This is a genomic window from Maledivibacter sp. (assembly GCA_025210375.1).
GTDB lineage: Bacteria > Bacillota > Clostridia > Peptostreptococcales > Caminicellaceae > JAOASB01.
In genome coordinates this window covers 1-26,891 of sequence record JAOASB010000055.1, presented here as the reverse complement: position 1 = coordinate 26,891, position 26,891 = coordinate 1, and the positions used below count along the sequence as shown (strand labels likewise).

The window sequence follows — 26,891 nt, the reverse complement described above, 5'->3', positions numbered from 1 at the left end:
TCTTACCCGTTCTTTTAATTCTTTTCGTTGTTACTCAATCATTTACATGCAGTGAGTATGTGCATGATCCAGTGCCTAGAAAATAATCAAAATTACTTTGTAACCTAACTTGTTTATTTTTTTCATATGCCTAATAGGTTTTTATAAGCTTATCCCATCAAACTCAAAAGGAAGATCCCTATGAAAAAAATAGAATTATCCTCTTTATGGATTCAAAGGCTTAATAGTGAAGCCGAGAAATGTATTGAGTGTAAACTATGTATGAAGAATTGTCCTATGCTAAGTACATTTTGCAGTACTCCAAAGGAATTATTAAAAGGGATAGGGGCTGAGGGTAAAATAAATGATCAAATCCCCTTTTCCTGCTGTTTATGTGGTTACTGTACCCAGGTGTGCCCTAAGGATATAGACTTAAAAGAAGTGTTTTATGATCTGAGAAGATATAGTACAGAGAAGAATAAGGGAGTGCCAAGGGTTAAAGGGTATAATACAGTGAAATTCCATCAGAAAAATAGTTTTTCTAGACTATTTACAGCATCCCACAAACCAGAAAGTCAGCAAGGGATAAAAAGAGCCTTTTTACCGGGCTGTAGTCTAACTTCCCATAGTCCATATATGGTTAAGAAAATCTACGAATATCTAAGGACTAAATTACCCAATACGGGAATTATTCTAAAATGCTGTGGAAAACCAACGGAATCCATGGGAGAAGATAACAAATTTAAAAAATATTATAATGAATTACAGCGTGAAATAGATAAAATGAATGTAAGTGAGATTATTGTAGCATGTCAAAATTGCTATAAGACCATAAATCAACATAGTAAAAACGTAAGGGTTAGGTCTTTATGGGAGGTAATGGCAGAGTTAGGTGTCCCGGAGGAGAAAAAAGGTATAGGAAAAAATGTAGATGTACAATTTGCTATCCATGATCCTTGTCCGACAAGAAAAGAAGCAGAAATTCATAAGTCGGTTAGAAATATCCTTAAGGAATTAGGATTTTCAACCATTGAATTTGAAAACTGCAAGGAGAATACTTCTTGCTGTGGCAGAGGTGGTATGGTGGGAGTGACCAACAATAAATTAGCCACGGAGCAAATGAAAAAAAGAGCGGAGCAAACTGAGGCAAGCCATATATTATCCTACTGCCAATCCTGTGTAGAAGCAATGATTATAGGAGGTAAAAAGTCAGTTCATATATTAGATTTAGTTTTTAATGATGATATGTATGAAAGCAATAATTTTACACAATCACAAAAAGGTGCTATGAAGCAATGGTTCAATAGATATGAAGGTAAGAGAATGATTGACTCCTTGAAAAGGAGGGATTAATATGTCAGTTCAAAATGAAAATGGTAAATTCCTAGGGAAACAGTGGATAAAACCCGTTGCTATAAGTGGAATCATAATAGCCTGTATTATTATGATGAAGGTTTTTGGAATTTATGATTATTTTAGTGGGGAGAATATAGATATATTAAGGCATTGGATTAATGGATTTGGATATTTTGGACCCTTAGTATATATTTTGATATTTATTATTGGGTGTTTACTGTTTTTGCCTGCTCCCCCCTTTGTGATTCTGTCAGGGCTAGTCTTTGGATCCTTAATGGGAGCCATATGGACAGCTATAGCAGCTTTAGTTGCTGATACTTGTGGTTTCTTAATTGCAAAATATGCAGCCAGAGATATGATTGTGAGATGGTCAAATAGAAATAAAGGGTTTAAGAAGATTGACGATGGTGTTAAGAAGCATGGTTGGAGAATATTAATGATTACGAGATTAATACCCGTATTTCCCTATATGCTTCAAAGCTATGCCTATGGACTGACAAACATCGGATTCTCTTCATATATATTGGTTTCATGGATTTGTACAATACCTGGTATAATAGCATTTAACCTTATGGGAGGAGTTATTGGATCTGGCAGTAGTCCTTTAAGAATACTTGTGTATCTAGCCATAGGGTCTATTGTATTTGTAGGTATATCCTTAATACCTAAATATGTTGTAAAGAAAAAGGGTTTTAATTTAAAGGAATTAAAATAATCTGAAACAATGAAAAAGACCTGACTTCCTTTGTTATATAGGGTTTAAGCTAAAGTTTTTATTTAAACCTCTATGGCTAAGAAGGACAGGTCTTTTTATAATGTTATTGTTTCTATGTAAGGATTTAAGGAAGGACTTTATCACTGATTTTTGATCATATCAACAAAATATCTATGAAAGGTTTCGCCTTCAGTAAGCTCTGGATGAAATGAGGTAGCCAGTATATTTTTTTGCCTTGCAGCAACAATGTTTTCATCTATTTTGCATAAAATGTCTACATCCTTCCCAGCCCTATTGATGTAGGGGGCCCTAATGAAAACTAATTCAATGGGATTATGGGAAATCATAGGAATTAACTTTTTAGTTGAAAAGCTACCTAGCTGTCTGCCGTATGCATTTCTCTTTACATTAATATCCATCACCCTTAGATGGGCTTCTTCTTCTCCATGGATTTCTTTAGCAAGTAAGATCATACCTGCACATGTACCCCAAGCCGGAAGACCATTTCTGATTTTATTAGATAGATTGTCCTTCATATCAAAGTCAACCAACATTTTTCCCATAGCGGTACTTTCTCCACCGGGTAGAATTATTCCCTCAATTTCTTCTAAATCCCTATTGCTTTTTATAAGCCTACCTTGTATTCCAATCCTTTTAAGACAATTCATATGTTCTCTAAAAGCACCCTGTAAAGCCAAAACACCTATTACCATATTACCACCCACGATGGGCCATTCTATTTTGCTCACCTATGTCACTTACTGAGATACCAACCATGGCTTCACCAAGATCTTCTGAAATCTTAGCCAGGATTTCAGCATTATCATAATGGGTAACTGCTTTTACGATTGCTGCTGCTCGTTTAGCAGGATCACCTGATTTAAATATACCTGAGCCCACAAAGACACCATCGCAGCCCAACTGCATCATCATTGCTGCATCGGCTGGAGTAGCAATTCCACCTGCAGCGAAGTTAACCACAGGTAATTTACCATGCTCATTCACATATTTGATTAGCTCATATGGGGCTCCCATATTTTTTGAAGCAGTCATTAGCTGCTCATCTGTTAAGGATGCAATGTATCTAATCTCTTCATTCATTTTTCTCATATGTGTTACTGCTTCCACAACATCACCGGTACCGGGTTCCCCCTTGGTTCTTATCATTGAAGCTCCTTCTCTGATCCTTCTTAATGCTTCACCAAGATTTTTAGCACCACAAACAAAGGGGACGTTAAATTTACTTTTTTCAATGTGATAAACATTGTCAGCGGGGGTCAATACTTCGCTTTCATCAATATAATCAATTTCCAAGGCTTCAAGTATCTGGGCTTCAACGAAATGACCGATTCTTACCTTTGCCATAACAGGAATAGAAACAGCTTCTTGAATCTCCTTAATCATTTTTGGATCAGATGCTCTTGAAACTCCACCTTGAACCCTAATATCAGCTGGTATTTTCTCCAATGCCATAACTCCACAAGCACCAGCTGCTTCAGCAATTTTAGCTTGTTCTGGATTCATAACATCCATAATAACGCCGCCTTTAAGCATCTCAGCTAAGTTTCTGTTCAATTCATATCTTTTATTCATTATAAATCCCCCTTATATATTTGAATTGTAGTTATATTGTATTGGTTGTACGACTGTATACGCATACAATATAACTACAATTGTATTGTGACACAAAATTGTAGTTATGTCAATGTGATTTTAAAGTAAAAATTAAATTTAAGGGTTGGGATGTAGGTATATATTTTTTATGTGGGGATAGAAAATTATCAAATATATTGCCGATTAAATAGCATTTATGTTAAAATTCTAAATATTCAGTGCAACAATTTCACTTGTTGTGCAATCTTTGTACCAAATTATCAATGTACATATAGTTATTTAGCTGATTGGAAATTGGCATTATTCTTGCTCAATAAATTATTGTGATAACAATTTAATAAAATATTGAAAGGAGTATTTGTATGGAATTTAAAAAAATTAAATTTTCAGTTGTAGAAGGAATTGCATCTATAGTTCTTAATAGTCCTAAGAACTTAAATGCACTAAATGAACCAATGTTAGATGATCTAATGGTTGCACTTGATATGTGTGCAGACGATGAAGCGGTAAAAGTAGTAGTCGTTTCTGGAGCAGGTAAAGGCTTTAGTGCTGGTGGAGATATAGGAATGATGTTAAAAGGTTTAGAAAGTGGAGATCAAAAGCTTGGTGCTGCGGTACGTAAAGCTGGTGACGTTGCTCTCAAATTACGTAATCTAAGAAAACCTATTATTGCTTCTGTACATGGACCAGTAGCGGGGGCTGGATTCAACTTTGCTTTACTTTGTGACTTCAGAATTGCCGCAGAAAATTCAAAATTCATACAGGCTTTCGTAAATATTGGACTTGTTCCTGATATGGGAGGTACGTTCTTACTTACTCGTATGCTAGGAGCCGCTAAAGCTACAGAATTAATCATGACCGGAAGACCTGTGGGGGCTGAGGAAGCGTTATCATTAGGATTAGTTACCCAAGTAGTACCCTTAGAAAATTTAGAGGAAGCTACTATGAAACTTGCCAATAGGCTTTCTGCTTTGCCTAGTGTAGCACTTGGGAAAATGAAAGCTCTTGTAAACAGATCTGCATTCTTTGGATTTGAAAATGATCTTGAGAATGAGACAGAATATCAAATACAATGTGGGGCTACAGAAGATTTCAAAGAAGGTATCAGAGCTTTTGCTGAAAAGAGAAAGCCAAATTTCCAAGGTAAATAATTAAGAACCAATAATCCAAAGTAAATAATAAGAACAGCTAGTAAAATTCAATAGTTTTTCTACTTGATTTTTAAAATTTATGGTCTCTAAGGAAAGATGTAGTAAACATGCCATTGAAAAATAATAACAATAGCTAAGATATAAATTACTACATAAATTTTTCTTAATATCTGTCTTATCATAAACTAGAGAATGATATTCTCTACACAGATTTCTAAGTATGTGAACGTTAGTGTCTAGATGACTTGAAGCTTTTGTATCTTCAAATTTACCTATTTTAGCCATGGTTAGAGCATCTGTTTTATCATTTTTTACTTTTCTTATATTCTTATTCTTGTTACGATTAGTGACATGTGGATTAACTAATAAAACTATTTACTTAGTTATCTAGTAAGAAGTAGAACAGAGTAAGGTGATAAATACCAGTCGCCTCCATGAAAAGGGCAGATTTCATGGGAAACTCTTCTTCTACTTTTTTTATTTCATTCAATTAAGTAGTTGAGGCCTTTGGGATTGTGATCTATTTAAAACACAGAATCTCACTGATAGAAATAATGGTTAAATAAATGATACTGATACCTAAAAGCTTTACTCAAGATATAAACATTAATTTGAAAAAATATAGAAATGTTTGGTCGAAAGTAAATTCGATTTCTATCAAATGTTCTAACTATATTATAAGAGGAGGGATTTATTATGGATTGGCAAAGAGATTATAAAAGTAAGCTTGTATCAATAGAAGAAGCAGCTTCAAAAATAGTATCTGGAGATAAAGCGTGGTTTGGACCTTGTTCGGCAGCACCTATTCAATTGTTAGAGGCAATAGGAGATAGAGTCGATGAATTGGAAAATGTAGATTTAATGTCAGGGATGATATTATATCCATTTAAATTTATAAAATCACCCAAATATATAGGACGGATTAATTATCATACCATTTTCTATGGTGCATATGCTAGGGCCTTTGCTAAGGTTGGGAATGTAAATGTAAATTCAGTTAATTTTTCAGATTTAGGTAAGGTTATGAGGGAAGACTTTAAACCAAATGTACTTCTAGCCGATGTTTCTTTGCCTGATGAAGAAGGATATATGTATTATGGACCAATGGGAGTTTCCACAAATGGTATAGCCGCTGAAACAGCAGATAAGATAATAGTTCAAGTTAATAAGCATCAACCCAAGGTTAAGGGTATAAAACATAGAATACATGTAAGTGAAGTAAGCTACATATGTGAATTCGATCATGAACTTCCAATATTACCGCAACCTGAAGTATTAGAAACTGATAGAAAAATTGCCGAGTTAATTCTTCCAAGAATCCCAGATGGAGCAACAATCCAAATTGGACTAGGTGGTTTAGCTAATGCCGTAGGCTATGGGTTAGAGTCTAAGAAAGACTTGTCTGTTCATACGGAAATGTTCACTGATTCAATGGTATATCTAGCTAAAAAAGGCGTTATTAATGGAAAAATGTATGCAGGTTTTGGTTTAGGAAATCAGGAACTATATGAGTTTGTTGGAGAAGGAAAAGTAGAACTTGCACCTATTCATATAGTAAATACTCCAAATGAAATAGGGAAAAATGATAAATTTGTTTCAATTAATACTTGTTTAATGGTAGATTTGACAGGACAGATTTGTGCAGAGTCCGTAGGATTTAGACAATATAGCTCTACTGGTGGTCAATTGGATTATGTAAAAGGGGCTAAATTATCTAAGGGTGGGCAAAGTTTTGTTTGTTTAGCATCAACAACTAAAGATAAGGATGGTAAGATTGTATCTACAATAACTCCAGTTCTTCCTCCAGGAGCAGTTATTACTACTCCAAGAAGTGAGGTTATGTATGTTGTAACCGAATATGGTATAGCGGATATAAACAACAAACCAATTAAGGAAAGAGTAAATGCTTTAATTTCTATAGCACATCCGGATTTTAGAGACAAATTAAGAAAACAAGCCATTGAGGTAGGTTTAATTAAAGAATAGTAATTAAGATTAAAGATATATGCCTTAGAAAGAGAGGGAAGCCTAATGAATTTTAATATAAATAAAGTAGCAGTTCTTGGTGCAGGTGTCATGGGAGCGGGAATTGCTGCACATATAGTAGGAGCAGGTATACCAGTTTGTCTTTTGGATATTGCACCTAGAGAATTAAACGAAAAAGAAAAAGCTAAAGGATTAACTTTGGATAGTCCACAGGTTAGAAATCGATTTGCACAGGCCGGTAAAGATAGAGTTACAAATCCAAAGTTTAGAGCAATCTATGATAAAGACTTTGGAGATATGATTGAAGTAGGTAACTTCAGTGACAACATGAATATGTTAGAGGATTGTGACTGGATTATAGAAGTTATAGTTGAAAATCTAGATGTCAAAAAGAACTTTATGAAACAAATAAATGAGTATCGTAAACCAGGTACTATAGTATCATCAAATACTTCTGGGGTGTCAGTAAATAAAATAGTAGAAGATATGCCATTAGAGTTTAGACAGCACTTTTTAGGAACTCACTTTTTTAACCCACCTCGTTATATGAAGTTGTTTGAGCTTATACCAGTCAATGATACTTTAGCACAGTTAGTTGAATTCATGTCTGACTTTGGGACTAAGAGATTAGGTAAAGGGGTAGTAATGGCGAAGGATACTCCTAACTTCATAGGTAACCGTATTGGAATACAAGCTACAGTTATAATATTGAGACTTATGGGAAAATATGGATATGATATACCTAAAATTGATCAGTTGACAGGGATAGTAATGGGGAGACCAAAGAGTGCTTCATTCCGTACTATAGATATGGTTGGATTGGATATTGTATCTAATGTTGCAGATAATGTTATTAATAATGTTGATGTTGAAGCTGAAAAACAGGAATTTACATTACCACAATTCTTTAAAAAGTTAATTGAAAAAGGACATTTAGGAGATAAAACAAAACAAGGATTCTATAAGAAAATTAAGACAGAAAAGGGTAAACAAACTCTTGTTTGGGATATAGAAAAGGAAGAATATGTGCCATTAATGAAAGAAAAGGTTGAAGCTGTAAGGGAAGCTCTTAAATCGGCTAATAAATATAAAATATTAGTTAATGGTGAAAGAGAAGAAAATAAATTTGCGTGGGAAGTTATTAAAAGTGTTCTATTATATAGTGCCGGAAAAGTTCCAGAAATAACAGATGATTATAGAGACATAGATAATGCTATGAGGTGGGGTTACAACTGGGAAATAGGACCTTTTGCTATTTGGGATGCTATTGGATTTGAAGAATCAGTTAGAAGAATGAGAGATGAAGGAGAAACTATCCCTGCTTGGATTAAAGAAAGATTATTGGCTGGAAAGACTAAGTTCTATGATGCAGCAAATATTGAAGCACCTTATATAAATCTTTCATCTTCTAAAAATAATGTTATAAAAGAAAATAAAGATGCTGCTTTAGTGGACATTAATGATGATGTTATATGCCTACAATTTAAATCTAAAAGCAATACAGTAACAGATGATGTTTTAGATATGATTTATGCAGCGGTAGAAGAAACGGAGAAAAACTATAGTGGATTAGTTGTAGGTAATCAAAGTCAGAATTTCTCAGCAGGTGCAAATCTTTATGTTATAGGCAAATTAGCTACTGATGGAAAATGGAAAGAACTCGAAAACATAGTTAGCAATTTTCAAAAAGCTAATATGTCATTAAAATATTGTAAAAAACCAGTAGTTGCCGCTCCTTATGGTATGACTTTAGGTGGAGGAGCTGAAATTACTATGCATTCCCATGCAGTTGTTGCTCATGCTGAAACTTATATGGGTCTTGTGGAAGTTGGAGTAGGACTTGTACCAGGTGGCGGTGGAACTAAAGAATTATTAATCCGTAGTACAGAGAATTTAGGTAAAGTAAATATTGGGGAAATGATTAATCATGTCAAAAAAGCTTGGGAAACCATTGCTACAGCTAAGGTATCAAGCAGTGCCCATAATGCTATTAAGAATGGTCTAATGAGGAAATCCGATAAAGTAGTAATGAATAGAGACTATCTTATAGATGAAGCTAAAGATGCAGTGCTTTATCTTTCAGAAGGTGGATTTAGACCATTGCAGAAAAAACCAATCAAGGTACTTGGAACTACAGGTAAAGCAGCGATTCAATATAATATAGAGTATATGCATAAAGGTAAATTTATTTCAGATTATGATGTTCATATAGCTAATAAAATTGCTCATATTTTATCAGGTGGAGATGTTCCAGCTGGAATGTATGTTACTGAGGAGAGAGTACTTGAACTTGAGAAGGAAGCTTTTGTTAGTCTTTGTGGAGAAGAAAAGACACTGCAAAGAATTGAGTATATGCTAACAAGGGGTAAACCCTTAAGAAATTAATGGAGGTGGTTAAAATGAGAGAAGCAGTTATAGTAGCCTATGGACGTTCTGCCATTGGTAGAGCCCCAAAAGGGAAATTAAAATATACTAGGGCAGAGGATGTTGCGGCTCAAGTCGTTAAAGGAGTTTTAGATAAAGTACCACAGCTTGATTCAAGTGAAATAGATGATATAGTAATGGGATGTGCATTTCCTGAAGCTGAACAAGGAATGAATATAGGAAGAATAATTGGACTTAGAGCAGGACTACCAATCAGTGTACCAGGTCAAACAGTGAATAGATTTTGTTCATCTGGACTCCAAACTATTGCCATAGCAGCAAATAGCATTATGGCTGGTCAAGCAGATATTATATTAGCTGGTGGAGTAGAGTTTATGAGTACAGTTCCAATGGGTGGTAATATTATTGCTCCTAATCCATATCTTATGGAACATTATCCTGAGCCATATATAGCCATGGGGCTTACAGCAGAAAATGTTGCAGAAAAATATAATGTTACAAGGGAAATGCAAGATGTTTTTGGAGTAGAAAGTCATAGAAGGGCTACTAAAGCTCAAGCAGAAGGTAAATTTGATGATGAAATAATACCTGTTGATGCAGTTAGACCGGTTATGGATGGGTCTGGTAAGGTAATAGGTCAGGAAACATTTATTTTTAATAAAGATGAAGGCATAAGACCAAACTCAACTATTGAAAGCTTAGGTAAGCTTAGACCTGTATTTAAGAATAAAGGTAGTGTGACAGCAGGGAATTCTTCACAAATGAATGATGGAGCAGCGGCTGTAGTGGTTATGTCAAAGGAAAAGGCAGAACAATTAGGGATTAAGCCTATAGCTGTATTTAGATCATTTGCCGCTGCAGGAGTACCTCCTGAACTAATGGGAATTGGACCAATTGAAGCTATCCCTAAAGCATTAAAAATAGCAGGAGTAAAGCAGGATGATATAGATCTAATAGAATTAAACGAAGCCTTTGCATCCCAATCTTTAGCTTGTATAAATGAATTAGGTCTTGATACAGATATTGTAAATGTAAATGGAGGAGCCATCGCATTAGGTCATCCACTGGGGTGTACAGGATCCTTCTTAACGTGTAAACTTCTTTCAGAAATGAAACGTAGAGATAGCAGATATGGTCTTGTAAGTATGTGTATCGGTGGAGGTATGGGTGCTGCAGCCGTATTTGAGCTTGTAAAATAAATAATATAGTATGTACCATAGCCCTGGGACATTGAAGAGATGCACGGGAGTGAATTCTACACTTAAGTTATTAATAACTTAAGTGTAGAGCTGGTACATCAGTGGAAAGTTTATTCAATTATTTGATGTATAGGATTTTCATAGTATAAGTTAAAGTCTATACTAAGATTCCTATAGATTTATTGAAATTGATCTCAGAAATGAAAGGAGGGTATATCAGTGAAAAACAATTGGGGGGTTGGAAATTATTCTTTATTTAGGTCCCGTATTTCTCCAGAAAGAGAAGCTGTGTATGACTATGATAATAAAATTCATTATACATATGGTGATTTAGAGAATAGAGCTAATTTACTAGCTAATTACATGGTTGAAAAATTAAATGTTAAAAAGGGAGATAGAGTAGCTTTTTGTACACGAAATTGTATGGAGCTAATTGATGCATATTATGCCACTGCGAAGACGGGTGCAATTTTTGTAACATATAATCTTCTATTATCTGAAAATGAATTAGTAGAAATGATTAATAATGAAGAACCTAAAGTATTATTTTATGAAGAACTAATTAAAAATAAAATTGGAAAAATAAAGTCAGAAACTAAAATACAAGATTATATTGTATTATCAAATGCAAAGGGAAAAATAGAAGATATACATTATGAAGAAATCATGAACTATAAGAATAATGCTTATAGAGAAGAGAAAGACCTAGATATTGAAGATATCCATATGCTTATTCATACTGGCGGTACTACAGGAATACCTAAAGGGGCTAAAATATCTCATGAATCTTTGATATATAATTCTATGGCTTCGGTCTTAACATTTAACTTATCTCATTTAGATAGCACATTTATTTTAACCCCAATGTTTCATACCGCTGGATGGAGTGTATTAAATCTTCCCCATCTCCATGTAGGTGGTCGAATAATAATAAGCAAGATGTGTGATCCTAAATTAACACTTAAAATAATAAATGAACAAAAACCCACTACATTGTTAGGTGTTTCAACAATATTTAGGATGATGATAAATCAATCAGAATTTGAAACAACAGATTTCTCTTCTTTGAGATGGATAATAAGTGCTGCGGCACCAACTCCAATTGATATTATGAAAAAATTCTGGGGAAAGGGAGTGAAATTTGTAATTGCATACGGTATGACTGAAGCAGGACCATGTAATTTGACTATTCAAGCTGATGATATGAATATAGAACAAATAAGAAGCAGGTATAATTCTGTAGGAAGACCAATGTATTTTACACAAGTCAAAATTGTAGACAATGAAGGTAATGAAGTTGGAGTAAATGAATGTGGAGAAATTATTTGGAGCGGGCCAGGGATATTTTCTGGATATTGGAACAATGAAAAAGATACTAGTGAGATATTACGAGATGGATGGGTATATACAGGTGATATAGCTAAAAAAGATGAAGATGGATTTTACTATATAGTTGGAAGAAAAAAGAATATGTTCATTACTGGTGGTGAAAATATATTTCCTCCAGAAATAGAAGCAGAAATATATAAGCATCCATCAATCCATGAAGTATGTGTTATAGGTATACCTGATAAAAAATGGGGAGAAGTAGGTAAAGCTGTTATTACTTTAAAACAAGGTGAAAATATTGATACAAAGGAATTAAAGGAATTCTTGGATGGGAAGATAGGAAGTATTAAAATTCCAAAGTATGTACAAGTCATTGAAGAAATACCTAAAAATAGTACCGGAAAAATTCAAATAGGAGTTATAAGTAGATTATATGGGAAGGCAGAATAATTTTAAGTTCCATTTTAAATAATAGAAGAAATTTTTAAGATAAGTACTTCATTTAGAAGGATGGAGTAAAGATGATAAAAAGAAAACTAAAGATAAAAAATAAATTAGAATTGTGTGCAATGCAGGCTTCATTATTTGTGAAGACTACAAACAAATTTTTTTCAGAAATTTTCATACAGATGGAGAATATAAATGTAAGTGGAAAGAGTATATTAGGAATAATGTCTTTGGGAATTCATAAAGGAAGTATTATTACTATTTCCATAAATGGTATTGATGAAGAACAAGCTATGAAAGAATTAAAATATATTTGTTGAACTGGCAGTGATATTTATTTTGTTGTCAGTAATTTTTTTTGTTTTTATCATGAAAATATACTTTGAATCAGTAAATACAACTATGAAGGTACAAATATTGCACAACCCATAAAAAAATTGCACGAAATGTATAGTAATTTATATTTAATCAATTGTTATTCACGAAAGAACAGCTTAATTTTAGTATATTCAATAATTTATGTGAGAAATAGATTGTGGCATGAAATTTGCTAATATAATATATTGTCGAAACACTAACAAATAAAACCTAAATATTAAGGAGGTTTCCTATGAATCTTACGAAGGAACAAAAATTAGTAAGAAAGGCAGTAAGAGAATTTACTGAAAAAGAATTAGCTCCATTAGCAGCAGAGATTGATAAAACTAGCGAGTTTCCAGAAGAATTATTTGCTAAATTGGCTAGATATAATTTGTTATCCGTATCTGTTCCCAAAGAGTATGGTGGAGCAGGTGGGGATCATGTGGCCTATGCAATTACTGTAGAAGAATTGTCAAAACAATGTGCTTCAACTGGGGTCTATGTATCGGGAACATCATCATTATTTTGTTGGCCTATATTGAAGTATGGTACTGAAGAACAAAAACAAAAGTATATGGTACCAATGGCAAAGGGTGAAGTTATTGGATGTTTTGCATTGACTGAGCCTGGTGCAGGATCAGATGCTGCTGCTCAACAAACTACAGCTGTTTTAGAAGGAGATCACTATATATTAAATGGAACTAAATGTTTTATTACTTTAGGGGCTCTAGCTGATATCGCCATAGTTTTTGCAATGACAGATAAAAGTAAGGGATTAAAGGGAATAAGTGCTTTTATAGTGGAGAAAAAATTTCCGGGATTTTCAGTAGGGAAAAATGAAGACAAGATGGGAATAAAGGGAACTGTGACATCTGAATTAATATTTGAAAATGTTAGGGTACCTAAAGAAAATCTTCTTGGCAGGGAAGGTAAAGGATTTAAAATAGCAATGTCAACCCTTGATGGGGGAAGACTTGGAATAGCAGCACAGGCTGTAGGTATTGCACAAGGAGCAATGGACGAAACAGTTAAGTACCTAAAGGAAAGACAGCAATTTAGAAAGCCTTTAGCAAAATTCCAAGGAATTCAGTGGATGATAGCGGATATGGAAACCAAAATAAATGCAGCGAGATTACTTGTTTATAACGCAGCGTTACAAAAAGATTTAGGTATGCCTACAGCAAAAGAGTCTGCAATGGCAAAATTATATGCGGCTGAAGTGGCCATGGATGTTACTACAAAGGCTGTGCAATTACATGGCGGATATGGATATACGAAGGATTATCCAGTTGAAAGAATGATGAGAGATGCGAAAATAACTGAAATATATGAGGGTACTTCACAGGTGCAAAAAATGGTTATAGCTTCAAATGTTCTTGGATAGATAAGTCTATATATATTTAAACAAAATAAAGAGGAGGAAAAAACATGAAGGTTATTGTTTGTGTAAAACAAGTTCCTAATACAAACGAAGTAAAAATAGATCCTGTAAAGGGAACCCTTATTCGTGATGGTGTTCCAAGTATACTAAATCCAGATGATGCAAATGCATTGGAAGAGGCGCTAATATTAAAAGATAGATATGAAGACGTTCATGTAACGGTACTTACAATGGGACCACCTCAAGCTGATGAAATGTTAAGAGAATGCTTAGCAATGGGAGCGGATGAGGCCATTCTTTTAAGTGATAGAGCCTTCGCAGGTGGCGATACATGGGCAACATCTAATGCGTTAGCAGCAGCAGTAAATAAAATAGAAGATTATGATATTATATTCGCTGGAAGACAAGCGATTGATGGAGATACTGCTCAAGTAGGGCCACAATTAGCAGAAAGAATTGGTATTCCTCAAGTCACTTATGTGCAAAATTTTGAAGTTGAAGAGGATACAATCAAGGTACAAAGACAATTAGAGGATGGTTATGAAGTAATAAAGGTTAAAACACCAGTTCTTTTAACTGCAATTAAAGAATTAAACAAACCAAGATATATGTCTATTAAAGGTATATATGATGCATTTAAAGAGAAAGAAGTAAAGGTATGGAATTTTGCTTCATTAGGGATTGAAAAGGATCAAGTTGGATTATTGGCATCTCCAACTAGAGTTAAAAAATCATTTGTACCAAAGCCAAAGGGAAAAGGGACTATGCTTGAGGGTTCTACTAAAGAAATGGTAGAAAAATTAGTAGTAGAATTAAAACAAAAACACGTTATTTAATATAGAAATAGGAGGGAAATATTATGCCATTAGTAAAAGATACTACTGCATATAGTAATGTATGGGTATTTGCCGAGCAAAGACAAGGTGAAATTATGCCCGTAGTGATTGAACTTCTTGGAGAAGGTAGAAAGTTAGCGAATGAAATTGGAACTAAGCTTTGTACGATTGTATTAGGAAATAATATTGATGATTTATCTAAAGAACTAATTGCATATGGGGCAGATAAAGTATATTCAGCACAACATGATTTACTAGAAAAATTCACAACAGATGGATATACAAAGGTAATTGCGGATGCAATTGAAGAATTTAAACCAGAGATTGTTCTATACGGAGCTACCCACATTGGTAGAGATTTAGCCCCAAGAATAGCGGCTAGAGTAGATACTGGACTCACTGCCGATTGTACTAAGCTTGAAATAGATCCTAAAGATAAAAAAATAATGCAAACACGTCCTGCCTTTGGTGGAAATCTTATGGCTACAATTATTTGCCAAGATCACAGACCGCAAATGTCTACAGTAAGACCAGGGGTTATGGATAAAGCTCATAAAGATGACTCAAGAAAAGGTGAAGTAATCAAGCTTGAAGTGAAATTAACTAAGGAAGATGTAAGAACAGAAGTTGTGGAAATAGTAAAAACTAAGAAAGAAATGGTTTCCCTAACAGATACTGATGTGATTGTAGCCGGTGGACGTGGACTAGGAAAACCTGAAGGCTTTAGCCTTCTAAAAGAATTAGCTGACAAATTAGATGGTGTACTAGGGGCATCCCGTGCAGCTGTTGACAATGGATGGATCGATCACTCTCACCAGGTAGGCCAAACTGGTACAACTGTCAAGCCAAAACTATATATAGCGTGTGGTATTTCAGGAGCGATTCAGCACATGGCTGGTATGCAAAACTCTGATTTGATTATTGCAATTAACAAGAATCCAGATGCTCCAATTTTTAAAATCACCGATTTTGGAATCGTAGGTGACTTATATGAAGTTGTTCCTGCATTTATGGAAGCATTAGATAATGCTGAGAATATTTTTGAGGCTTTAAAAGAAGTTGCATCAACTCAAGGATAAAATTTAGAAATATCTATTAAAATAAAAAGTTTTTCTTTGTGCCAAGTAACACTAGATAATTAGTATTTTCTATACTTAAAGCATATTTGTGAAAAAATTTCACAAATTGTGCAAAAATTGTACTTGGGAAAATTATCAAAAGATAATTTTGCGTAAGTCAATAAAAGGCCAATAAATAATCCTATTTTATATCTTAATAGGTTTAAAATAAGTCAAAGCAAATGGTTAAATATCTTATATATCCATCGTGTTTAGTTAAATTTAAAATTGAATTTGAATTGGCACAGGAATTGCTGTTATTAAGGTTAGTTAGATATACATTTTAAAACAAATACAAAATCAATGTATATGAATATTGATTTGAAAGGGGAGGAGGTTGTATCAAACTAAAGATTTGTGAGTTTAGAGAAGATATTATAGCTAAAAGTTTTGTATAGCAGCAGAAAATCCTAAATTTATACAAGCTTTTGTAGATTTAAGATTGGTATTAGATGTTGAGGGGGGATAAATTAGTAAAAAATATATAAATTGACTTAATCTACTTTAGGGGAGATCGAAAAATGAAAATGATTACAGCGGGAATTGATTGCGGAAGTCAGAATACAAAGGGCATTTTGCTGAAGGATGGCAAGGTGATTGCTAGGGCGAAATTGGCCACGGAATTTGATGCTAATAATGCGGCTCAGAGGGTATATGAAGCTCTTTTGACGGATGTGGGAATCCAGACGGATGAGGTGGTGAATATTGCTGCTACTGGTACTGGACGGGATATTATTGAATTTGCCAAGACAACGATAAATGAGGTGGGTTCCGCAGCAAAGGGAGCCCGTTTTGTTAAGCCGGATACCTATTTAGTCATCGATATGGGGGCCGAAAGCTCTCGAGTTATTAGGTTGACTGAGAAAGGTATGGTGCAAAAATACGAGACAAATGACAAATGCGCTTCTGGTGCTGGAACCTTTATCGAAGCAATGGCACGCGCTCTACAAATCAAAACCGAGGAGATGGGCAGTTACTCTTTGAGGCACACCAAGGAAATTACCACCAATGCTCAGTGTGTGGTTTTTGCTGAATCTGAGGTAATCTCACTTATTCATCAACAGGAGAGCTTGGAGGATATAGCCTACGGGATTCATGTTGGTATTTGCAACCGTGTGGCTTCCCTTGTTCGCCGTGTGGGTCTTACGGATAATGTGACTATGATTGGTGGCCCAGGGCATAATGAAGGTTTGGCTTGGTGTATGGGAAATGTACTTGGGCGGGATATATTTGTATCCAAGGACACTGATTATGTAAGTGCTATTGGCGCAGCTCTCTATGCTACTGAGACAGCGTAGTGACATAAAAGGTACAGTAAAAAGGGAGGATAAGCACACAATGAAAGAAGTTGAATATTGGAGATGGAAAGAATCTAATTGGAAAAACCCTGAAATTCCGGATTGGCATGGCAGTATCATCACCGCTGGAGTGGATATCGGCTCCACAAGCACCCAGGCCGTCATATTGGCAGATGGGAAACTATATGCCTATTCCAATATGCGTACCGGGGCTAATAGTCCCAATTCAGCAGTGGATGCAATTAATTGGGCTATGGATGGGACTGATCTCACCATTGAAGATTTAAATTACACCATTGGCACTGGTTATGGGCGGGTGAATGTACCCTTTTCTAACAAGAATATAACAGAAATTACCTGTCATGCAAGGGGTGCCAACTTTATTTACGGGCCTAGTGTGCGCACTATATTGGATATGGGAGGTCAGGACTGCAAGGCCATCCACTGTGATGAAAGGGGCATGGTCACTTCTTTTATGATGAACGATAAGTGCGCAGCTGGAACTGGACGTGGTATGGAGGTTATCGCAGATCTACTGGCCGTACACGTAGAGGATATTGGGGATATGTCATTCAACATTGATGAGGAGCCTGCACCGGTGTCTAGTACCTGTGTCATTTTTGCTAAGACCGAGGCTACCAAACTTATGAGAGCTGGCTGGACCAAAGAAAAGGTTCTGGCTGCCTACTGCCACGCCATGGCTTTAAGAGTAGTTAAGCTTCTGGAACGCAACGGCCTGGAGCCCGACTTTGCTATTACCGGCGGGATTGTGAAGAATATGGGTGTAACCCGCAGAATAGAACGTATTCTAGGTATAAAAGTCATGGAGCCCAAGTTGGATACTCAGATTGCTGGCGCTCTGGGTGCAGCGCTTATTGCCAAGGACTTTGTGGAAAAGAAAAAGGTAAGATCAGCCTAATCAATGGGGGAAACGTTATGATTGCAAATTACGGCTATGAAGATGGCTCCGGTAGCTATTATATTACCATTGACACCAATAAATGTGGTGTCTGTAAGGAAAAGGATTGCCTCAAAGCGTGCCCAGCGGGACTTTTTCTAGTGGAACTGGACGACTGGGACGATGAGGTAGTCGTGATTCGTAAGGATTTGTGTAATACTCTCAGAACGCAATGTGCTGGGTGCAAGCCGATGGACAACCGGCCTAAACTGTTACCTTGCCAACAAGCGTGTGCTATGCAGGCAATCGTGCATTCATGGTAATTTGCCCTAATCCTTGGAGTGACGGTTTACACAGTAAACAATTGTTCCAAGGGGGGGATCATAAGATACAAATTATATGAAACGAGGAGTGAAACTATGAATTTTGAAAGATTATTTGATACAAGCATGTCGAATCCGTCTTTAAAAGAATGTAAGGCGCAGGGGAAAAAGGCCATAGGCACTATCTGTTGCCATGTGCCCGAGGAAATGATTCATGCCGCAGGTATGTTGCCTATCCATGTAAGAGCAACTGGTTGCACCGACAATAGCGAGGCTGAGACATGGATGTCTAGCTTAAGCTGTAGCTATGCCCGTTCCTGCCTCCAGTATCTAATGGACGGTACTTATGATTTGGACGGGTTTATTGCATCTGACGGTTGCATGATGGCTACCCGCGTTTATGACAACTGGGAATACATGAACCCTAACAAGGATAAGCAATATATGCATCTGTTGGCGGCGCCTCGCGTGATCAAGGAGCATAGTATAGACTACTATAAGGGGGAACTCAATGATATCAAGGAAGGCATCGAGAAGTTTATTGGTGTTCAGATCACCGATGAAAAGCTGAAAGCATCCGTTGCGCTTTATAACGAGACTCGCCGTCTCATTCGCGAGCTGTATGAGTTGCGCAAGGCGGATAATCCTGTTATCAGCGGTACTGATACACTTAAGATTACCCTAGCTGCCACATCTATGCCTAAGGAGGAGTTTAATGAGCTTTTAAGGGCATTTTTGGCTGATGCAAAGAATAGAACGCCAATAACAGATCATCGAATCCGTCTCATGGTGATTGGTAGTGCTTTAGATGATCCCGAGTACACCAGGGTAATTGAGGAGAAGGGCGGTCTCATTGTTACGGACGCTTTGTGCTACGGCAGTAGATATCTTTGGGAGCCGGTAGAACTAGACGATGCCGATGTGCTAGGTTCTATTGCTAAGTCCTACATAACTCGACCAGTCTGTCCTCGTATGGTGGACCCAGAATTCCATGACCAGCTACATAATCTTATCATTAACATGGCCAAGGAGTACAAGGTGGACGGTATCATCTATCAGAAAATGCAAAACTGTGAGTGTTGGGGCGGCGAGCTTGTATACCTCGACGATTTGATGAAGAAAGCCAATATTCCTATGCTTGTAGTGGAGCGTGAGGAGTTGATGGCAAACTCAGGTCAGTTGGCAATTCGTGCCGAGGCCTTTATCGAAATGATTGACGCTGAAGAAGCGTTAGCATAAGGAGGACTAAGAATATGAGTGTAAATTTGATTTCCGATACCTGTAAGCAGGTTGATAGCATTATTAGATATATGACCAAGAAGAATCCCAAGACCGTGTGGATGTTTGAGGTTCAAAAAGCGTATTGGGAAGACGTGCGTGATGCCCATAAGAACGGCAAGAAGGTCATTTTCTTCGGCGGTCCTGCTCCTGTAGAGTTGATTTATGCATTTGATGCGGTACCTTTTTTCCTAGACATGGTGCCCACTCGTATCTCCAGTAATGTGGAGGTTACCTCAGTCTATGTAGATGCTGCAGAGAAGTATGTTCCTACCACTGTGTGCGGCTTGGATAAGGTGGAACTGGGTGTTGCACTATGCGGCGACTACGGATTGAAGCCCGACGGTTTTGTTTACTGCTCTGTACCTTGCGATTCTGCCCGTGTTTGCCATCCCGCTATTGACAAAATTCTTGGGGTTCCATCCTTCCGTCTAGATACTCCATTTAGGAGAGATGATCGTGGTTATAAGTATCTGGCTAAGCAATATGAAGACTTTATTGTATTCATGGAAGAAGTGACTGGCAACAAGATGAACTGGGATAGGTTTGCTGAAGTTGCGGAGATTTCCAACCAGTCCAACGAGTTGATGTATGAGATTGCAAAACTGAGAATGCTGAAGCCATGTCCACTTCCAGGCCGTATGCTGATTCTTAACACAATGATGGGCTGTATGTCTGGTCATCCCGCTATGCTAGAGTTTATGCAGAATCAGTATAATATGGGCAAGGCTATGGCTGATAGGGGACTGGGGGCTCTTAAGGAAGAGAAGTACCGTGTGTCCTGGCTACAAAACTTGGTTTGGGCCAATGCTGGGCTTATGGATTGGATGGAGAAGGAATTCGGTGCCATACTTGTGATGGATGGTTTCGGATATCAGAAGGGTGTTCTCTTTAACGACATCCATAATAAGGAAGATATGTTGGTTACCATGGCAAAGAAGGCCATGACTGCTCCTATGATTCACGGGGCTTCTGGTCCTGCCGAACACCATGTTAAAATCATAGAAAATATCATGGAGAATTATGACGTGGACGTGTCCATGTTTATCGGACATGTGGGCTGTAAACATACATTTGCTGGAGCTAAGATGGTCACCGATATGATTCAAGATAAATTCGGTATTCCTACCTTAACAGTGGAGCTTGATGCTATCGACCTTCGTTACAAGAGTATAGACGAGGTTAAGGTATCTATTACGGAATATATGGAGAGCGTTGTGGGAGCCGAACGTCTTTCAAAAGCAAAAGCGTAGACCAACATAGAAATTTTTTCTTATAGAAAGGGAGGAAATTCAAATGGATAAGGTAAAATCGATTGCCATTACTGGTAAAGGAGGTACAGGTAAAACGGTCGTTGCAACTCTTTTAATCAGGATGCTTGCAGAACGCTATAAAAACAAGGTGCTTGCTATTGACGCCGATTCTGCTATGAGTCTACCCTATACTTTGGGAATCAAAGCGGAAAAAACGGTCAGTGAGTTTCGCAAGGGCTTGCTTGGCAAGGATCAGCTTAGAAATGAGCTGAATAATGCACCTACGAAAGAGCTTATGCGCAAGATTTTGTACCATGCGGATGGTTTCGACCTCCTGACTATGGGTCGTCCCGAAGAGCCAGGTTGTTTTTGTGCGGTTAACGAGCTTTTACGCTACGGTATTGATGCCCTGATTGATGATTACGATGTGACTATTATCGATGGCGAAGCAGGTCCAGAACAGCTTAACCGGAGGGTGCTTAAGAGTATTGACGTACTATTGGTAGTGGCTGACATGTCTGCCAGAAGTTTAGAAACTGCAGCTGGTATTATGGAAATTGCTCAGAGGGGCGAGGATGGTATTCGGGTCAATCAGGCTGGACTAGTTTTAAACCGTGTGCGTAACGATGAGCCAGAGGAAAAGCTGGTTAAGAAGGTTGGCTTGGACGTGTTTGGTTATCTGCCCGAGGATGCACTGGTGAACTCCTTTGACCGTGAGGGTAAGTCTCTACTGGAATTGCCCATGGATTCTGCTTGCCCTATTGCAATGCGCGAAATTCTAAAGAAAATTATTACTGACTTTTAGTGGACACTTTTTCTCATGGGAGGGATAGAGAAAAGTGATTCATATATGTATCAGAACATTTTATATGGGATGAAGGATGATGTTGTAACTAGCATAATCAATCTCCCGTATGTTTGGATAAGCTAAACTAATCACCGAGCTAGCGCAAGAGGGAGAATTGGAGACAACAGAGTATCGAATAGCTATCTGCTACGTCCAAGACTCCCGGTGACCCTACTCAAACCCAAAAAAGCTGTTCTGGGAGTATTTTTGCATAGACTTTGACTTGTATGTGGATTTAGAGGCGTCATATATATGATTGTAGGCAACTAGAGATTTTAAAAAAGCCGTTACGGCATTTTGAAGAAAGATAAAGCCAAATTTTATTAGCAAATAATATTAAAGTTAGTGAGGTGTATTGTTTATGGAGAGTTGGAAGAAGCATGTGCAAGAAAATACACTTAGTGTAGAGAATATCGCAAAGATCATTGAATCTGGAGATGTAATTTGGGTGGGCAATACTTTGTGCGTTCCTTATGATGTGCTGGACGCTTTAGCTGACCGCTATGAGGAATTAGAGAAAGTCATAATCCTATCCAATATGTTCCTCAAGCCCATCAAACTTTTTAGTGACACAAAGTACAGGAAAACGTTTCGTGTTTTAACTTACTTCCCTAACATGCTTGAGCGCGCGGCTCATAAAGCCAACCTTGTAGAATATGTTCCCATTCCATATTCTTATGTCCCTAAGTCTGCTACTGATGTTTACAAGGCTAATATTATCATGACTGAGGTCTGTGAGCCAGACGAGAACGGGTACTGCAACATAGGTGTGCTGGGGACCACTTTCACACCGCAGATTATGAAGGGCAAGCACGTGGAAAAGCGTGTTGCCGTGTTTAACAAGTACCATTCTCCTGCCAAGGGAGATGAAAACGTGCTGAAGATCCATGTTAGCGAGTTCGATTATTTCTGCAGATCCGACCATGAGTTGCCTGCTATTCCACCTTCCGAGCCAGAAAAAGTGGATAAACAGATTGCAGAACACATTATGAAGTTCATCCATGACGATTCTACCGTTCAGATCGGTATGGGTGGCCTTGCCAACGCGGTTGCATACGACCTTGCAAAGAAGAAGAATTTGAAGATCTACACCGAAATCGTCACCGACGCTTGCGTTGATCTGGCGGAGCAGGGTGTGATCAGAAGCATCAAGGCTGCTGGTGCCTTTGGTATGCCTAGACTATACAAGTTCTTGGGTGAGAGCGATCTCGTGGAATTAAGTACCTCCGATGATGTCATTGCCTTTGATGCTGTTGCACAGGAGGACAATTTCGTCGGTATCAACGCCTGCCTCATGGCTGACGTGACCGGTCAGGCATGCTCTGAGGCCATCGGTCCGCTGCAGTACAGCAGTGTGGGTGGTCAGCTGGACTTCGTAAAGGGTTGTAACAAAGCCAGAAACAACGGAAAGAATTCTGTATGCTTCCTGGCGTTGCGTTCTACCTATAAGGACAAGGACGGTACTTTGAAGTCCAATATTGTCACGGAATTCCCTGCATCTTCCATTGTCACCACCCCTAGAGGCGAAACCATGTACTTCGTAACGGAGTATGGCGTGGCCGATGTGTATTGCAAGAGTATCAACGATCGTGTCAAGGCTATGATTTCCATCGCTCACCCAGATTTCCGTGATGAGCTTAAGCAGAAGGCGATTGGGTTGGGAATCGTATTTGAGGAAGATTTCAACTAAAAATATGATGAAGTTATATAGTAGGGTGGTGGAATAGCACAACCAAAGAAGTACGTAGGTCCATCACCACACTAGTTATCATAAGGCCCAATAACTTACCTCACCCTGTATGGGTGAGGTAGTTTTCTTAATATGGTAGAATATGAAAAATTTAATAAATCTGCATCTAAACCTCTTGATAGTCTTGAATGGTCGATATTTAAAACTTCAGGAGGATAAGAGTTAGAATTCACTAATGGTATCCATTAGATACTTGAAAAAATTCAAGAGAGAACATCGCTTTTACTTGATTATAGATCTAAAAGCAATGGACAGAAGGGTATAGCAAATTAAGAATTATTGCCCGTTGTGAGTAATGGAATACCGGTTTCAAGACTAGTTGGCAGAGCAATAATTTCAGTTTAAGCTGCTATAATAGGTTTAGTGATACATATTGTTAAGAAAAATAAATATACGTACTTTTAAAGAGGAGGACAAAGATTATGGGACATTTAATAAATGCTAAAGAAGAGATTTACCATGCACTGGCTGAACGACTTAGCAAGGCACCAGAAGGAGTCAAGATTAACGAAGACTTCATGGCAATTCTTCATCATCTTTATACAGAAAGCGAAGCCCTAGTTGGAAGTAAATTTCCTTTAGTACCTATGACTTTAAACAAGATTTCAACTTTCACTGGAATTGATGAAGATGAGTTGAAAATAATCCTAGATGAAATGTCTAATAAAGGATTGATTTTGGATATTCCTCGCAAAGGTGAATTCTATTATATGTTGGTTCCAATGGTAGTAGGTTTTTTTGAGTATACCTTCATGAGAACTGGGGATCAGATCAAATTGAAAGAATTATCGGAATTGTTCGAACGTTACTTCGATAGTGATGGAGGGTTTGAGGCAATAGCCGGAATTGATACTAAAGTAATGCGGAACCTAGTCTATGAAAATGTTATTCCTGTGGCAGTGGAAACAGAAGTTTTAGACTATGAGAAAGCTTCGGAAATTATCCGTCAATCTGGCGGTGGGTCAATTTCACTTTGTTCCTGCCGCCATCAAGCATCTCATCTTGGCAAAGCCTGCGATGCACCTCAGGAAACTTGTATATCACTTGGTGGAGCAGCTGAGTGGATTGTACGCAAAGGTCTGGGTAAACCTGCAACAGTGGAAGAACTACTGAAAGTTTTGGAAGAAACACAGAAACTGGGACTAGTTCACCTTTGTGATAATGTGATGAATAGACCAACCTATATTTGTAGTTGCTGTGGTTGTTGTTGCCATATTCTTAAGGGTATTAAGGAACAAAAAGTTTTTGCTGTTCACTCCAGTAACTTCATACCATCTCTAGAATTGGAGAGTTGCGTCGGCTGCGGTATTTGCTCCAAGAGATGTCAAATTGATGCAATCACGATGAGTGAACAAGGGAATGGAATAGAAGTACCAATTGTGAATAATGAAGTTTGTATTGGTTGCGGTGTGTGTGCTTCCTTCTGTCCGACTGGTTCGTTGACTATGTCCCGCCGACCTGTTTTGTACGTTCCTCCAAAGAACATCAAGGAGAAGTTGAAGAGAATGGCTATGGAGAAGGGATAATAATGAAATGCAGTATAAGAAGGGTATATCTGTTATTGTAATACTCTTATCCATCCCATGGTGTATTATTTAGAAATCTAGTTACGGAGCTTCTATATTTACCACTTAAGAATTTCTTAGATAGATTAGAAATATTTCTTTTACTTTCTATATTAATTATGCCTGCTACTAAATTATTAAGGTGACTAACCTGGGGTTTAGAAAAATCTAAATTTAAGATATTAATGTGGTTTGAAATTTCGCTATTATTGGCAATACCATCGATAGGCATAAGTTTAAATCCTCCTTGTGTAGGGTATAGGACCTTTCTACAAGTGTTAGGACTTATGCCGTTTTCATGTGTAAAATGAATTTGTAATTTTAGCTATTTAAAATTTGCATAACTCAAGTTAATTATGAAGAAAATCCAAGGTTATATGATTATCTATTAAGTTCTTCTAGGAAATTACTCTACTTTGAATATTTTTGAAGATAATGAGCTTATAGAAGAATGTGTATTAAAAAGACAAGACTATTAAATATGAAAAATTGTCTTATATATGGAGAAAAAAGATAAATAGATTAGAAGCTTTTGTGAAAAGTCATAAAGGGGGCAAGGAAAGTCACTATTTGCTTAGTGAGAGAATAGGATGCAGATAAAATAAAAGAATTTTTTACAATACATAGCTTTTCTTTCAAATAAAATAACCAAGAAAAGTTGAAAGAATTAACCAAATTGTATAGAATAATACATATATAGGGCAAAATTTCTAAATCGAGAAATTTATATTGTGGAGGGTCTAAAATGATTTATTCAGATGTTAGTTGTATTGTAGAAAATACTTTGAAAAAACTTATAGAATCAAGAGTCGATGAAATGCTAAAAATTGATTTTTTTGCTCTTATTACCATGACTAAATATAGAAAAATTCTAATTGATGGAGAAATAAATTATTCAAGTGTTGACCATGATATAGTAATAAAATTATTACAAGAAAAAAGTGATAATTTATATAAACTAGAAGATGGAACCACATATAAATTTTTCCAAAATGATAAGAGTATAGATATAGTTGTTATTCCTGTACGAGCCCAACATAATTATAAAGTATTTTCTATATTCTGTGTCGTAGATGAAAGTTATACAGAAAGAGATATGGCTTTAATGAAATTTCTTACAAAGGTAACCTATGAAAATGTGTTGCTAGATAATGAAGTTGTTAAAGAAAGAAATTATTTCGAAAATATTTTCAACAGTACAGAGGTAGCTGTTATGTGCTGGGATCTTGATGGAACAATTAATTTAGCGAATAAAGCTACATTAGATATTTTGGGAATTACTCCAAATGACTTAATAGGACAAAAATATACTATATTGTTAACAGAAGAAGAAAAAGAGGTTGTAGCAAATAGAATACGATCTGTCGTAGAAAATAATAAAATATGTAATGCTAAAAATCTATTATTTACAAAATATATATATGGAGAAAAATATGTTGATTTATCGTATTGTCCTATAAATGATAACAAAAACCAAGTTGTAGGTATTATGTTAATTGCTAGGGATATTACAAAATTAAAAATTTACGAAAGACAATTAGAGGAGCTTAAACAATTTGCTGTTTTAGGGGAATTAGCTACAGGTGTTGCACATAATATTAGAAATCCTTTAATGAGTATCAGAGGCTGTGCTAAGATTTTGGAAAAAAAATTATCATATGAGGAAAAATACAATGAGTTTATTAAACCAATTATAGATGAAGTAGATAGAGTTGATGAAAAAATAAAACAAATGCTATCCTATTCCTTCATCACAAAGGAAGATATATATTCCCTATTAGATATAAATGAAGTATTAGAAAAATGTTTTAATGTTGTAAGTT

23 protein-coding genes are annotated in these 26,891 nt (G+C 36.6%); 19 read left to right on the top strand and 4 right to left on the bottom strand.

Features of this window, described 5'->3' with window-relative positions; translation table 11 throughout:
• Positions 1-180 precede the first annotated feature (180 nt).
• Together N4A68_20375 and N4A68_20370 are read left to right on the top strand one after the other, a co-directional pair.
• Positions 181-1,332, top strand: a complete 1,152-nt coding sequence (locus tag N4A68_20375) for a (Fe-S)-binding protein (protein MCT4566658.1) — start codon at positions 181-183, stop codon at positions 1,330-1,332.
• A 1-nt stretch (position 1,333) separates the two neighbouring features.
• On the top strand, positions 1,334-2,050 hold the full coding sequence (locus tag N4A68_20370; protein MCT4566657.1) for a TVP38/TMEM64 family protein: 717 nt from the start codon (positions 1,334-1,336) through the stop codon (positions 2,048-2,050).
• A gap of 140 nt (positions 2,051-2,190) precedes the next feature.
• Here the strand turns inward: N4A68_20370 and pdxT are convergent, their stop codons facing one another.
• Complete coding sequence (pdxT, locus tag N4A68_20365; GenBank protein MCT4566656.1) at positions 2,191-2,763, bottom strand: pyridoxal 5'-phosphate synthase glutaminase subunit PdxT; 573 nt, start codon at positions 2,761-2,763, stop codon at positions 2,191-2,193.
• 1 nt (position 2,764) lies between these two features.
• On the bottom strand, positions 2,765-3,643 hold the full coding sequence (gene pdxS, locus N4A68_20360) for a pyridoxal 5'-phosphate synthase lyase subunit PdxS (GenBank protein ID MCT4566655.1): 879 nt from the start codon (positions 3,641-3,643) through the stop codon (positions 2,765-2,767).
• A gap of 383 nt (positions 3,644-4,026) precedes the next feature.
• On the opposite strand from pdxS, the gene N4A68_20355 reads away from it, so the two are divergent.
• Complete coding sequence (locus tag N4A68_20355; GenBank protein ID MCT4566654.1) at positions 4,027-4,815, top strand: enoyl-CoA hydratase; 789 nt, start codon at positions 4,027-4,029, stop codon at positions 4,813-4,815.
• On the opposite strand, the gene N4A68_20350 is transcribed toward N4A68_20355, so the two are convergent.
• Positions 4,816-5,139, bottom strand: a complete 324-nt coding sequence (locus N4A68_20350) for an IS110 family transposase (protein ID MCT4566653.1) — start codon at positions 5,137-5,139, stop codon at positions 4,816-4,818.
• A gap of 372 nt (positions 5,140-5,511) precedes the next feature.
• Here N4A68_20350 and N4A68_20345 point away from each other — a divergent pair, with 372 nt between their 5' ends.
• The 15 genes from N4A68_20345 to N4A68_20275 all read left to right on the top strand — a co-directional run bounded on the left by N4A68_20345 (position 5,512) and on the right by N4A68_20275 (position 25,029).
• Positions 5,512-6,801, top strand: coding sequence for a 4-hydroxybutyrate CoA-transferase (locus N4A68_20345; GenBank protein MCT4566652.1), 1,290 nt, complete (start codon positions 5,512-5,514; stop codon positions 6,799-6,801).
• A gap of 45 nt (positions 6,802-6,846) precedes the next feature.
• The gene (locus tag N4A68_20340) at positions 6,847-9,186 is read left to right on the top strand and encodes a 3-hydroxyacyl-CoA dehydrogenase/enoyl-CoA hydratase family protein (GenBank protein ID MCT4566651.1); all 2,340 of its coding nucleotides are present in this window, start codon (positions 6,847-6,849) and stop codon (positions 9,184-9,186) included.
• Between the two features lie 14 nt (positions 9,187-9,200).
• A complete protein-coding gene (locus N4A68_20335) occupies positions 9,201-10,385 on the top strand; it encodes an acetyl-CoA C-acyltransferase (protein MCT4566650.1) in 1,185 nt (394 codons plus the stop codon).
• Between the two features lie 219 nt (positions 10,386-10,604).
• Positions 10,605-12,164 carry an acyl--CoA ligase gene (locus tag N4A68_20330; protein ID MCT4566649.1) on the top strand — a complete coding sequence of 520 codons (1,560 nt, stop codon included), beginning with the start codon at positions 10,605-10,607 and terminating at the stop codon, positions 12,162-12,164.
• A 71-nt stretch (positions 12,165-12,235) separates the two neighbouring features.
• A complete protein-coding gene (locus tag N4A68_20325; protein ID MCT4566648.1) occupies positions 12,236-12,481 on the top strand; it encodes an HPr family phosphocarrier protein in 246 nt (81 codons plus the stop codon).
• Between the two features lie 290 nt (positions 12,482-12,771).
• Positions 12,772-13,905, top strand: coding sequence for an acyl-CoA dehydrogenase (locus N4A68_20320; GenBank protein MCT4566647.1), 1,134 nt, complete (start codon positions 12,772-12,774; stop codon positions 13,903-13,905).
• A gap of 44 nt (positions 13,906-13,949) precedes the next feature.
• Positions 13,950-14,738 carry an electron transfer flavoprotein subunit beta gene (gene etfB / locus N4A68_20315; GenBank protein ID MCT4566646.1) on the top strand — a complete coding sequence of 263 codons (789 nt, stop codon included), beginning with the start codon at positions 13,950-13,952 and terminating at the stop codon, positions 14,736-14,738.
• 23 nt (positions 14,739-14,761) lie between these two features.
• Positions 14,762-15,817 (top strand): electron transfer flavoprotein subunit alpha/FixB family protein, encoded by a 1,056-nt coding sequence (locus tag N4A68_20310; protein MCT4566645.1) that lies wholly within the window; start codon positions 14,762-14,764, stop codon positions 15,815-15,817.
• A 560-nt stretch (positions 15,818-16,377) separates the two neighbouring features.
• On the top strand, positions 16,378-17,154 hold the full coding sequence (locus N4A68_20305; GenBank protein MCT4566644.1) for an acyl-CoA dehydratase activase: 777 nt from the start codon (positions 16,378-16,380) through the stop codon (positions 17,152-17,154).
• 40 nt (positions 17,155-17,194) lie between these two features.
• Positions 17,195-18,073 (top strand): benzoyl-CoA reductase, bzd-type, subunit Q, encoded by an 879-nt coding sequence (gene bzdQ / locus N4A68_20300; GenBank protein MCT4566643.1) that lies wholly within the window; start codon positions 17,195-17,197, stop codon positions 18,071-18,073.
• 398 nt (positions 18,074-18,471) lie between these two features.
• Positions 18,472-19,614 carry a 2-hydroxyacyl-CoA dehydratase family protein gene (locus N4A68_20295; GenBank protein ID MCT4566642.1) on the top strand — a complete coding sequence of 381 codons (1,143 nt, stop codon included), beginning with the start codon at positions 18,472-18,474 and terminating at the stop codon, positions 19,612-19,614.
• A 14-nt stretch (positions 19,615-19,628) separates the two neighbouring features.
• A complete protein-coding gene (locus tag N4A68_20290) occupies positions 19,629-20,906 on the top strand; it encodes a 2-hydroxyacyl-CoA dehydratase family protein (protein ID MCT4566641.1) in 1,278 nt (425 codons plus the stop codon).
• A gap of 43 nt (positions 20,907-20,949) precedes the next feature.
• Positions 20,950-21,711: an AAA family ATPase gene (locus N4A68_20285; protein MCT4566640.1), complete on the top strand. Its 762-nt coding sequence runs from the start codon at positions 20,950-20,952 to the stop codon at positions 21,709-21,711.
• 403 nt (positions 21,712-22,114) lie between these two features.
• Complete coding sequence (locus N4A68_20280; protein ID MCT4566639.1) at positions 22,115-23,443, top strand: hypothetical protein; 1,329 nt, start codon at positions 22,115-22,117, stop codon at positions 23,441-23,443.
• A gap of 482 nt (positions 23,444-23,925) precedes the next feature.
• Complete coding sequence (locus N4A68_20275) at positions 23,926-25,029, top strand: 4Fe-4S binding protein (GenBank protein MCT4566638.1); 1,104 nt, start codon at positions 23,926-23,928, stop codon at positions 25,027-25,029.
• 46 nt (positions 25,030-25,075) lie between these two features.
• Here N4A68_20275 and N4A68_20270 read toward each other — a convergent pair whose 3' ends face one another.
• Complete coding sequence (locus N4A68_20270) at positions 25,076-25,300, bottom strand: hypothetical protein (protein ID MCT4566637.1); 225 nt, start codon at positions 25,298-25,300, stop codon at positions 25,076-25,078.
• A gap of 513 nt (positions 25,301-25,813) precedes the next feature.
• On the opposite strand from N4A68_20270, the gene N4A68_20265 reads away from it, so the two are divergent.
• The coding region (locus N4A68_20265; GenBank protein ID MCT4566636.1) for a PAS domain S-box protein at positions 25,814-26,891 on the top strand (1,078 nt) is incomplete at its 3' end.